Origin of the sequence: Acidiferrobacter thiooxydans (assembly GCF_003333315.1) — a bacterium.
GTDB lineage: Bacteria > Pseudomonadota > Gammaproteobacteria > Acidiferrobacterales > Acidiferrobacteraceae > Acidiferrobacter > Acidiferrobacter thiooxydans.
This window is the reverse complement of the sequence record NZ_PSYR01000002.1, coordinates 1700522-1711754: the sequence shown is the minus strand read 5'-3', so window position 1 is coordinate 1711754 and position 11233 is coordinate 1700522. Positions and strand designations below refer to the sequence as shown.

10 protein-coding genes are annotated in these 11233 nt (G+C 66.4%); 3 read left to right on the top strand and 7 right to left on the bottom strand.

What is annotated here, in order from left to right; genetic code table 11:
• Nucleotides 1–90 precede the first annotated feature (90 nt).
• Genes C4900_RS15300 through C4900_RS15285 form a run of 4 tightly spaced genes read right to left on the bottom strand, consistent with a single transcriptional unit; the run spans nucleotide 91 to nucleotide 2921 of the window.
• A complete protein-coding gene (locus C4900_RS15300) occupies nucleotides 91–786 on the bottom strand; it encodes a PspA/IM30 family protein (RefSeq protein ID WP_065969097.1) in 696 nt (231 codons plus the stop codon).
• A 16-nt stretch (nucleotides 787–802) separates the two neighbouring features.
• Nucleotides 803–1627, bottom strand: coding sequence for a heavy metal-binding domain-containing protein (locus tag C4900_RS15295; protein ID WP_065969096.1), 825 nt, complete (start codon nucleotides 1625–1627; stop codon nucleotides 803–805).
• The gene (locus C4900_RS15290) at nucleotides 1627–2526 is read right to left on the bottom strand and encodes a heavy metal-binding domain-containing protein (RefSeq protein ID WP_083995651.1); all 900 of its coding nucleotides are present in this window, start codon (nucleotides 2524–2526) and stop codon (nucleotides 1627–1629) included. The genes C4900_RS15295 and C4900_RS15290 overlap by 1 nt, the downstream gene beginning before the upstream one ends.
• Nucleotides 2527–2534: 8 nt before the next feature.
• Nucleotides 2535–2921 carry a hypothetical protein gene (locus tag C4900_RS15285; RefSeq protein WP_065969094.1) on the bottom strand — a complete coding sequence of 129 codons (387 nt, stop codon included), beginning with the start codon at nucleotides 2919–2921 and terminating at the stop codon, nucleotides 2535–2537.
• Nucleotides 2922–3042: 121 nt separating this feature from the next.
• On the opposite strand from C4900_RS15285, the gene uvrD reads away from it, so the two are divergent.
• Together uvrD and C4900_RS15275 are read left to right on the top strand one after the other, a co-directional pair.
• Nucleotides 3043–5172 (top strand): DNA helicase II, encoded by a 2130-nt coding sequence (gene uvrD / locus C4900_RS15280; protein WP_114283418.1) that lies wholly within the window; start codon nucleotides 3043–3045, stop codon nucleotides 5170–5172.
• A 68-nt stretch (nucleotides 5173–5240) separates the two neighbouring features.
• A complete protein-coding gene (locus C4900_RS15275) occupies nucleotides 5241–5999 on the top strand; it encodes a GGDEF domain-containing protein (RefSeq protein WP_065969092.1) in 759 nt (252 codons plus the stop codon).
• Here the strand turns inward: C4900_RS15275 and C4900_RS15270 are convergent.
• Genes C4900_RS15270 through C4900_RS15260 form a run of 3 tightly spaced genes read right to left on the bottom strand, consistent with a single transcriptional unit; the run spans nucleotide 5994 to nucleotide 8455 of the window.
• Nucleotides 5994–6716 carry a hypothetical protein gene (locus tag C4900_RS15270; protein WP_114283416.1) on the bottom strand — a complete coding sequence of 241 codons (723 nt, stop codon included), beginning with the start codon at nucleotides 6714–6716 and terminating at the stop codon, nucleotides 5994–5996. The genes C4900_RS15275 and C4900_RS15270 overlap by 6 nt on opposite strands.
• A 32-nt stretch (nucleotides 6717–6748) precedes the next feature.
• Nucleotides 6749–7714, bottom strand: a complete 966-nt coding sequence (locus C4900_RS15265) for a homoserine kinase (RefSeq protein ID WP_114283414.1) — start codon at nucleotides 7712–7714, stop codon at nucleotides 6749–6751.
• Between the two features lie 18 nt (nucleotides 7715–7732).
• Complete coding sequence (locus tag C4900_RS15260) at nucleotides 7733–8455, bottom strand: LOG family protein (RefSeq protein WP_411675238.1); 723 nt, start codon at nucleotides 8453–8455, stop codon at nucleotides 7733–7735.
• Nucleotides 8456–8483: 28 nt separating this feature from the next.
• Between C4900_RS15260 and polA the strand changes: the two genes are divergently transcribed.
• Nucleotides 8484–11144 carry a DNA polymerase I gene (gene polA, locus C4900_RS15255; protein WP_114283412.1) on the top strand — a complete coding sequence of 887 codons (2661 nt, stop codon included), beginning with the start codon at nucleotides 8484–8486 and terminating at the stop codon, nucleotides 11142–11144.
• Nucleotides 11145–11233 lie beyond the last annotated feature (89 nt).

Genomic DNA, 11233 nt, shown 5'->3' with positions numbered 1-11233 from the left:
ATATGGGCTCAGTGAACCGTATGGCGATCCCTGGAAGGGCCGGCGTGCGCCTCGTGCGTCACAGATCCCGTGCCGCCCGGCCGGTATTCGCTATTTCTTCATCTCGCTTTTGAGGCGCTCGAGTTCCGAGTCCACCGCGCCTCCCGAGCGCAGCTTCTCGAGTTCGCGCTCGGCGGGCGACCGGTCGTCGCCGTCATCCAGGACCCCGCTCTCGGCCAACGTGTCGACCGCCTGGGCGCGGGCCTGCATCTGTTCGGTCTTGTCCTTGGCGCGGCGCACGCTCTCGCCTACGCCGCCCAGCTTCTCGCTCAGGCCCGACAGCGATTCGTTGACCTTGACCTGGGCCTCCGCGCTGCCGTACTGGCTCTTCAGGACCTCTTTCTGGGTGCGGAAGGCGTCGATCCGCTCCTGGAACTTGTGCTCATATTCGATGAGCTTTTGGACTTGCGCTGCGATGTTGTCATGGGCCTCGGTGAGCGATGCGAGCTTTACGGTCGCCGCCTGCTTTTGGGTGAGCGCGGCGCGCGCCAAGTCCTCGCGGTTGGATTGCAGGGCGAGGCGGGCATCGCCGTCGTGGCGCGTGATCTCGGCCTGTGCGGCCGCCATCTGTTGCTCCAGGACCTTTTGCTCGGTGACGACATCGGCGAGATGGCGGCGGGTCTCTTGGAGCCCGGCGAGCATCTTTTCGTAGGAGAGGTCGAGGGTGTCGTTCGGGTCCTCGGCGGCATTGATGATCTTGCTGAACTTGGCCTCTATGACCTCGGCCGCACGCTTGAAGAGACTCATGGGGAAACCTCCCTACCTAGTCGTTTACTGGTATGACAATCTGCGGGATCAGTCGTTCAGGGATGATGGCCGTGTCTTCTATGGGCTTGACCGCCGTGCCGATGGCGAAGAACTCGATGACGTGGGGCTGCCAGTTGTGCGAGCCCTCGTGGAGCTGGACTGCGACCACCCCTTCGGCGCCGGCCTCCTTGGCCTCTTGCTGCATACGCTCCATGGCCAGTTCGCGGGCGTCGTACATCGCCTGGGTGAAGAGCGGCATCTCGACATTGCGGCCGACATTGCCAAGCGACTGGAACATGCCTTGATGGGCCACGTGATACACGCAGGAGCCCATGACCAAGGCCAGCGGCCGGTAGCCGGACTGCAGCAGCATCCAGAGGTCTTGACCCGAGAGGTCGGACGTAAAGGGCTTGCCGGCCGGCCCCTTGAAGCCCGGGTGGCCCTTGCTATGGGCGATGGCCGTGCCGATGGCCAGGAACTCGAGGATATCCTTGTCCCAGTCCATGCGCTTGACCTCCAGACGCACGCCCACCACGCCGTCTGCCGACAACGACTGCGCCTCCTGCTCCATGCGCGTCATGGCCAGTTCCCGAGCCTCGTACATGGCCTGCGAGAGCACCGCCATCTCCTGGTTCTTGGCCCAGCCCGCGTACTGGATGCCGGTGTGATAGATGCAGGAGCCCACCACCAGGCCGAGCGGCTCAAAGCCGGCCTCGCCCACCATGAGAAACTCGTTGACCGAGAAATCGGAGGTGAAGATGCCGCCCCGGCGGCTGGTATCGCGCAGACCTTCCAGGCGCTCGCGCGCGTGTTGCGGCAGATCGGGGACCGTATCGCTCATTACAAGACCTCCCTTACGGTGTCGGTGGCGGCCAGCAGCCGCGGGTTGCGCACGCTCATTACCGGACGCACGCCGAACGGGCGCTGCGAGCGGCTATCGTGGAGGATGGCGGTGCCGAGCGCGATATAGCGCGCGAGGAAGCGCGGGTAGGGATTGTTCTCATCGGGCTCCACGCGGTAGAGCTCGGTGTGTTGGGTGTGGGCGAGCACGCCCGAACCCAAACGCACGCCGTCGTCGCGCAGCTCCTGCAGGGCCTGGCGGCGCACGCGTGTCAGAAAACTCGACAGCGGGGCGATCTCCTGGTTCCAGAAAGAGGCCGTGTTCGCCGTCTGGTAGCCGGTCGCCACGAACCAATCATAATGGGCGCCAATGGCAAGCCCAACGGGCACGATGCCGGATTCGAGCAGCCGCGCGAACTCGAGGGCGGAGACCGTGGCGAGCGCCGGATTGGCCGATTCGCGCAGCCCGTCCACGCGCACGGCCGTGCCCATGGCGCCGTAGTCCATGTGGCCCTCATTCTCGGTGCCCGGCATGCGCCGCACGCGCAGGGTGACGTCGACGACCGCATTGGCGCCCATGAGCCCGGCCTCCAGGCGCAGGCGATCGAGCGCTGTGTGCCAGCCCTCGTAATGGCCGCGTGTCCAGGAATAGCCGAACTGGAACCAGCAGTTGCCAGAGACGAGCCCGAGCGGGCGGATGCCATGGGAGCGCTGCGTCAGTAGGCCCGCGGGCGAGGCGGTGGTGACCCAGGGTCGCTTGCCGGTCATGGTTTCGGCCAGCCGCTCCTTGACGAAGGCCGGCACCGTACCGCGTGTGAGCGCCTCATTCCAGGCCGTCTGCCGGGCGAGCGACCCCGCGTCGTCGTGGGCGCGGTCAGCGGGTGGACCAAAGCGGGCCATGGTGCCTCCTATGATGTCAGAAAGTCTTGCAGGATCCCGCGCGCGCCCTCCAGGGTCCCCGACAGCCGCCGCAGATCGTCTTCCAGCTCTTGCAGCCAGCGGTCGAGCGGCAGGGATTCGGTCTTCAGTACCACGCCGCGCACCTCGTGCTGACGGCTCGCGCGGACGTCATGATTGTGGGCATCCAGGAGGTAGCGACTGCCGTCGACCTGGATAGTGATCGCGGTTACGTGGCGGGTTGCACTCAGCAGGCCGTCGCGCTTACGTTCCACCTGGACGCGCCCCGGGAGCGCGCCCTCGAGGCGCGCGGCGAGGGCCTCGAGGAAGGCATGGAGATCGGTTTGCGCCCGGCGGATCCAGGCGGCATGGAGATCGAAATCGCGGATTTCGTCCATGAGGTACCCAAAAGTACGTAACCCCGCTAGTTGACACCACTTGCGCCGTCATTGCAATGCGCGCAGCCGAGACCATGCCGCCACGGTTTCCCGCGCCTAGCCCGCGGGTTACACTCGCGCCATGGAATCTTCGTTCGTCGACGGCCTCAACGAGGCCCAGCGCGAGGCGGTCACGGCCGCCCCCGGCCCCATGCGTATCCTGGCGGGCGCGGGCAGTGGCAAGACGCGTGTCCTCACCCATCGGATCGCCTGGCTCGTAGACCGGGGGGCCTCGCCGTTTTCCTTTCTCGCCGTGACCTTTACCAACAAGGCCGCCTCGGAGATGCGCCGGCGCGTAGAGGGGCTCTTGCGGCAGAGCGTGTCTGGTCTGTGGATCGGCACCTTCCATGGTCTCTCGCACCGCTTCCTGCGCGCCCACTGGCGCGAGGCCGGTCTTCCCGAGGCGTTTCAGATCATCGATAACGACGATCAGCAGCGTCTGGTCAAGCGCCTCATGCGCGCCCAGGCATTGGATGAGGCGCGCTACCCGCCGCGTATGGTCCAGGCGTTCATCAATGGCCATAAGGAAGCCGGGCGGCGGGCGCGGAAGGTGGAGGCGCTCGCCGATCCGACGCAGCGCGCGCTCCTCCAGGTCTACCAGGCCTACGAAACCTTGTGCCGTGAGCAGGGCCTCGTCGACTTCGCGGAGCTCCTGCTCGCCACGCTCGAGGTGATGCGCGGCCATCCCGCGGTGCGCGAGCATTACCAGCGGCGCTTCCGGCATACGCTGGTCGACGAATTCCAGGACACCAACCTCGTCCAGTACGAATGGTTGCGGTTGTTCGGCGCCGGCGGCCACCTGTTCGTGGTGGGCGACGATGACCAGTCCATCTACGGGTGGCGCGGCGCCGAGGTCGAGAACATCCTGCGCTTCGAGCGCGATCATCCGGGTACGCGCACCATCCGGCTCGAACAGAACTACCGCTCCACCGGGCGCATCCTCGAGGCCGCCAATGCCGTGATCGCGCACAACGCCAAACGCCTCGGCAAGACCTTGTGGACCGCCGGGCGCGAGGGTCGTCCGGTGGCCGTTTATGCCGCCTACAGCGGGGTGGACGAGGCGCAATTCGTCATCGAGCGTATCCGCAGGCTGCTTTCCGAGGACGGCCGTCCGCGCGATGTCGCCATCCTGTATCGTTCCAATGCCCAGTCGCGCCTTTTCGAGGAGCTGCTGGTGCGTGCCGGCATACCCTATCGCGTCTACGGGGGACTACGGTTCTTCGATCGCGCCGAGGTCAAGGATGCCCTCGCCTACCTGCGATTAGCCATGAATCGCGATGACGACACGGCCTTCGAGCGTGTCGTCAACGTGCCGACGCGCGGTATCGGCGCGCGCACCGTCGAAGTCCTGCGCGCCAAGGCTCGGGGCGACGGCACGTCCTTATGGGCGGCGGCGGTCGTGCTCGTGGCCGACGGTGGCCTGAGCGGTCGCGCGGCCGCGGCGGTGCGCGGCTTCGTGAACCTGATCGAGCGGCTGTCGGCGGACGCCGCGACCACATCCCTGGACGCCTTGATCGAGGCCATTCTCAAGGAGACCGGCCTGCTCGATTTCTATCGCGAGGAGGGTCGCGAGCGCGGCGAGGCGCGTGGCGAGAATCTGGAAGAGCTGGTGTCGGCGGCGCGATTTTTCATGGCCGAGGAGCACGAAGGGCAGCCGGTCCTGGAGTTCCTGGCGCATGCCGCGCTCGAGGCCGGGGAGGGGCAGGCCGGGGAGGGGCAGGACTCGGTCCAGCTCATGACCCTGCATGCCGCCAAGGGTCTCGAGTTCCCGGTGGTGTTCCTGACCGGTCTCGAGGAGGGGCTGTTCCCGCATGAGCGCTCTCTTTATGACGAGGCGCGCCTGGAAGAGGAGCGCCGGCTCTGCTATGTCGGGATCACGCGCGCCATGCGCGAACTCACCTTAAGTTATGCCGAGACCCGCCGTTTGCACGGCGAGGACCGCTATTCACCGCCGTCGCGATTCCTGGCCGAGATCCCCGACCACCTCCTCGATCATGTCCGTCCGCCTCTGGCGGCGGCCGCCCCGTCCCCGCTATCGGCGGCCGCCCCGGGTGGGCCGTCGATCGGTGGCCGCGTGGCGCACGCGACCTTTGGCGAGGGGGTGATCATTGACAGTGAGGGCCACGGTGCGCAGGCGCGCGTGCAGGTGCAGTTCGCGGCCAGCGGTGTAAAGTGGCTGGTCCTGGCCTATGCGGGCCTGAAGATTCTTTAGGGGCGGATTGGAAAGCGGTCCCGCGGACGCCTATAGTTCTTTGCATACCCTCGATCTCGGGATGGATCGTGAACCCGTTTTTTTTCCTGACCAAGCAAGGCGGGCTGCGACGCAAGCCGTTCGCGGTCGTCACCGGCGCACTGGCCCTGGTGACGGGCGTCGTCGCCATCGCCCTGAGTCTCGTTTGGCCCATATGGTGGCCGGTGTTTGCCCTACTGCAGGCCGTGGGGCTTGCGGTCGCTGTCTATGCGCTCGCGTCGCGCATCATGAACGTCAAGCGCCCGGCCGCCGACCCGCTGGGGGCCCCGACCGGCCTGGTCGACGATCTCACGCGCACCCTGAACCGGCGGGGCATCGTCTCGAGCCTTATCGAGGCCATGGCCCAGTCCCAGCGTTACGGTACGCCCCTGTCCCTCATCAGTCTCGGCATCGACGGCGCGCAGACCCTAATGGAGCACCTGGGGCCCGAGGCCGAGGCGCTGATACTCGAGGCGGTGTCGGCCGCCTTGGGCGAGGCCCTGCGGCTGCCCGATCGTCTGGGCCGTTATCAGGGCTGGGAGTTTCTCGTGGTCTTGCCGCAGACCCGTACCCCGCAGGCGCTGCTCGTCGCCGAGCGGCTGCGCGTGGCCGTGGCCGGCATCGCGCTGACCGTCAAGGGCAAGAAGGTGGCGGTCACCATGAGCGCCGGCATCGCCGAGTTCGGGCGCGGCCAGGATCTGGAGCGGTTTTTGGCGAACGCCCACGAGGCCTTGTACGAGGCGCAAAGGGCCGGCGGTAACCAGGCGCACGCGTTTGCATCGCCGCCACGGGCGAAGGGTGCCTTATGAGCCGGAACCCTGGGCGCGCAGCGACTCGTAGCTCAGATAGACCGCGAGCGTGAGCGGTATGACGGTGACGAGCGCCACGAGGGTGCGGGTCCAGGGCCCGAGATAGGCGGCAAGGATAAGCGGCGCCACGAACGTGATCCCAAGGCTCGCGATGGTGAGCGGTTGCTTGCGCCACAGCGCCAGCGTCTGCTCGAGGGCCTCCAGGGGGCGCGCGGCGCCAAGCACGGTGGCCGCGAGCACATAGAGCGCGGTCATGATCAGCGCCACCCGCAGACCCCAGAAGATGGTAAGCAGGACCCCGGTGAAAACGCGGGCGAGCAGGTCGCGATGCGCGAACATGGCCCCGAGAGAGGCCCCGTCCACGCCGAGGATCATCGCCAATACCGTCAAGAAGACCCAGGCCCCCAACAGGATCGTGGCGACGCTCATGACTGGTAACGCAAGCGCGGGATCGCGCAGGATCCCCACGAAGATATCGCGCGCGCGGCGTGCGTAGTCGCCGGTTGCGTCCGGGCGCGCGGCCTCGCGCAGGACCCCGGCTGCGATCACCGGGGTGAACAGCACCACCAGCACCTCGCCCGCGAGCGGCAGGTCCGAGACGAGCGCGGCGACCGCGAGGTAGGCCGCGGTCGTGCCCGCCCATAACAGGAGATCGGCGGTCGTGAGGGCATAGGCGCCCGTGATCCACGGCCCCGCCTGCGACAGATCCTTGTCCATGGCACACCCCTTCCCGAGAATATCGCGCGCCGCTAACCCGCCCCGCGCCAGAGGCCGCGCAGGCGCGGCGTCTCTCGCCGGCGCGCCGTCAGTATCCGCCGAAAGACGAGCGGGTCCTTAGTGTGCGTCAGCTCGCCGGCCCTTGGGAAGTGGAGATCGGTCAGACGCGAGAGCCAAAAGCGCAGGGCCGCGGCCCGCAGCAGCACCGGCCACGCGCCGCGCTCGATGCTGGTCAGTGGACGAACCCCCTGGTAGGCGGCGACCAGCGCCCCGGCCCGCTGAAAGTCGAGCTGCCCATCGTCCTCGCTCGCCCAGTCGTTCACGGTGATGGCCAGGTCATAAAGCCAGGTATCGGTGCACGCGTAGTAAAAATCGATGACGCCGGTCAGGCGGTCGTCATCGAACAGCGCGTTGTCCCGAAAGAGGTCGGCATGGATGACGCCGCGCGGCAGATCCGCGAAGCGGTAGAGGGCCTGGAAACGGAGTTCCTCGGCGAGAATATCGGCGTCTTCCCCGTCCAGATGGCCCGCCAGCCGCTCGGCTGCTGCCCGCCACCAGCGGGGGCCTCGCGGATTGGGACGTTCCCCCCCGAAGGTAAACGCCGCGCCCGCCGTGTGCAGCCGCGCCAGGGCCTCGCCTATGGCCGAACACTGCGCCATCGAGGGGGTCATGACCGATCGCCCGTAGAGGCGCATGACGAGTGCTGCCTGCTTGCCGTGGAGTGTGCCCACATACGCGCCATCCGCGCCGCGCACCGGATGGGCGCAGGGGATCGCGTGTTCGGCCAGAAACGCCGTCAGGTTCAGGAAGAACGGAAGGTCGGCGGGGTCCACCCGCTCAAATAGCGTGAGTACATACTCACCCTCCGTCGTCGACACGAAATAATTAGTGTTCTCGATGCCGCTTTCGATCCCGGCAAAGGATCGGAGGGTGCCTACCGGATAGCCCGTCAGAAAGGCCGCGAGCTCCGCTTCTTCTATGCGTGTGAAGACCGACATACGAAACCAGATCCCTCGTCAGAGGTTGAGCTGGATCTCCTTTTCCTCTTCGGAGGGCTCGAAGCCGCTTAATTCGTAATAACGGAATATCGTATCGATGACGTCTTCCGGCCGGTCGAGCATGACGAACAGGTCCAGATCGGTGTCGCTGATCACGCCGTCGCGCAGCAAGGCCGTGCGGAACCACTCCACGAGGCCCGTCCAGAATGGGGTGTGGACGAGGATGATGGGGATACGCCGGCTCTTGCCGGTCTGGATGAGCGTCAGGATCTCCATCATCTCATCCAGGGTGCCGAAGCCGCCGGGCATGACCACATAGGCTGTGGCATACTTCACGAACATGACCTTGCGCGCGAAGAAGTGCTGGAAGGTCAGGCGGATGTCCTGGTAGGCATTGCCGGCCTGTTCGTGAGGCAGGCGGATGTTCAGGCCGACACTGGGCGAGGGGCCGGCATAGGCGCCCTTGTTGGCGGCCTCCATGATGCCGGGGCCGCCACCGCTCACGACGCTAAAGCCCGCATCCGATAACTGGCGGGCGATGTCCTCGGCGAGCGCGAAGTAGGGGTGGTCGCGGGCGATGCGGGCCGAACCGAAGATGCTCACCGATGGGCGGATCTGCGCCAAGGCCTCGTAACCCTCGACGAACTCCGCCATGATCTGGAAGATCTTCCAGGCCTCCCGCGATAGGGCGCCGTCGGTGGCAGGTCCGCCGGCGTGTGCGGCCGCGGGTTTTCTTTTGATCAGGGGTTTTTGTGCTTTTGGGGCAGTCATGATACCGAGCGGGAATCCTGGACAACTCTTGCTGTTGGTGGACGGCTCATCCTATCTGTACCGGGCGTTTCACGCCATGCCCGATTTGCGCAATACGCGCGGTGAGCCGACGGGCGCAATCTACGGCGTAGCCAACATGCTGCGCAAGTTGTGCGCGGATTACAAGCCACAGCTCGTCGCCATGATCTTCGATGCCCCCGGCGGCACCTTCCGCGACGCCCTCTATGCCGATTACAAGGCGACCCGCACGCGCATGCCTGATGACCTCGTAGTCCAGATCCCGCGGCTGCACGCCTTGATCCGGGCCTTGGGCATCCCGCTGCTGGCGGTGCCGGAGGTCGAGGCCGACGACGTGATAGGCACGCTCGCCGCGCTCGGCCGCGGAGAGGGCCTGAAGGTCGTGATCTCCACGGGCGACAAGGACATGGCGCAGCTCGTGACCGCGGACGTGACCCTGATCAACACCATGACCGATCAGGCCCTCGACCGCGAGGGTGTGATCGCCCGCTTCGGCGTGCCCCCCGAGCGCATCGTCGACTACCTTGCCATCGTCGGCGATAAGGTCGACAACGTCCCGGGCGTGGCCGGCGCCGGCCCGAAGACCGCGGTGCGCTGGCTCGAGACCTATGGCTCGCTCGACGCACTCATGGCGCATGCGCAGGATATCCCCGGGCGATTGGGCGAGGCCTTGCGCGCGGGTCAGCCACAGTTGCGGTTGGCCCGCGAGCTCGTCACCATCCGCTGTGACGTACCCTTGCCGCTTACGTTGGCCGATCTCGCGCCGCAACCCCCGGACCAGGATGCGCTCCGCCAGTTATATGGTGAACTGGAGTTCAAGAGCTGGCTTTCCGAGCTCGGCCATGAGGCACGGGGTGCCGTAAGCGCCGCGCTGACCGTGACCGACCCCGAGCTCATCCGCGCCCAGGCCAAGGTCTGGCGCGCGGCCCCGCTCGTGGCCCTCGATCTGTGGGATGAGGACGGAAGGGTCGTGGCGATGGTGGTGGGAACGGCCGAGGGCGCGTGGATGATCCCGGCGGCGGATGACCTCCTGAACGGCCCCGCACTCGAGGCCTTGCTCGCCGCCGTGCGCCCGCTCTTCGAGAGCGGCGCGCCGCCGCTCGTGGTCCACGACAGTAAGCGCATACTGCGGTTCCTGATGCTAGAAAACCTCGACTTTGCCGGACCCTGGGACGATGTCATGCTGGTCTCTTATGTCCTGGATAGCGGGGCCGTAAGTCACGAGCTCGCCACCTTGGCCCTGAAGTATCTGGGCCGTCCGGTCGCGACCCGGGCGACCTTGCTCGGCGAAGGTCGGGGGCGCCGGGGGCTCTCGGCGGTCCCGCCCGATGAGCGCGCGGCGGCCGCAGGTGACACCGTCTCCGCGCTGCTGGCCCTGCATGAAGAGCTACTCGGGCGGCTCGCCGCGGAGCCTGCCCTGGCGCGTGTCTATGAAACGATTGAGCGCCCGTTGAGTCCGGTGCTGGCGCGCATCGAGGCCGCCGGCGTCCCCGTCGACACCGCCATGTTGAAAAAGCAAAGCGCCGAGCTCGGCATCAAGCTCGCCACCCTCGAGAACCAGGCGCATGGTCTCGCGGGGCGCGCCTTCAACCTCAATTCCCCCTCCCAGATCCAGGATATTCTCTTTACGGAACTGAAGCTTCCGGTCAAAAAACGCACGCCCAAGGGGCAGCCGTCGACGGCCGAGGAGGTGCTCGCCGAGCTCGCCCTTGACTACCCTCTGCCGCAGCTCATTCTGGATTATCGCGCGGTCGGCAAACTGAAGAGCACCTACACCGACAAGCTCCCGTCGATGGTGGATCCGCGCACCGGCCGCATCCATACCACCTACCATCAGGCTGTGGCCGCCACCGGTCGCCTATCCTCGAGCGACCCGAATCTCCAGAACATCCCGGTGCGTACCGAGGAGGGCCGGCGCATCCGTCAGGCCTTCGTGGCCGGCCCCGGTCAACGCATCCTGTCGGCCGATTATTCCCAGATCGAGTTGCGCCTCATGGCCCACCTGTCTCAGGACCCGGGCCTGGTGCGCGCCTTTCAGGAGGGGCGGGACGTGCATCGCGCGACCGCCGCCGAGGTCTTTGGCATGACGCCGGACACGGTCACAGATGACCAGCGCCGGGCGGCCAAGGCGATCAATTTCGGGCTTATGTATGGAATGTCGGCGTTCGGGCTCGCTCGCCAACTGCGCATCGATCAGACGCGCGCCCAGGCGTATTGCGATCTCTACTTCCGCCGGTATCCGGGGGTCCATCGCTATATGGAAGACATGCGCGCCACGGCCCGTCGCCAAGGTTATGTGGAGACCCTGTTCGGCCGCCGGCTCTATATCCCGGATATCAAGGCAAGCCACGCCGGACGGCGGCAATACGCCGAGCGCACCGCCATCAATGCCCCCCTGCAAGGCACGGCTGCCGATCTCATCAAGATGGCGATGCTGGCGGTGGACGCCTATCTCGCCGACACCGGCCTTGGCGCACGCATGATCATGCAGGTCCATGACGAGCTCGTGTTCGAGGTCCCGGAAGGGGAGGTCCCGGCCCTGAAGGAGGCGGTCGTGGCGCGTATGGAGCAGGTCGCGGCCCTTTCGGTGCCGCTCATCGCCGAATGCGGCGTGGGGAAAAACTGGGACGAGGCCCACTGAACTTCTCGCGGGGCCCACGGTCTATGTATACAGGACGATATGTCCTTTATCCGCTTCTCCTCCCTGAGCGGGTAACCTGGGCCGCTAGG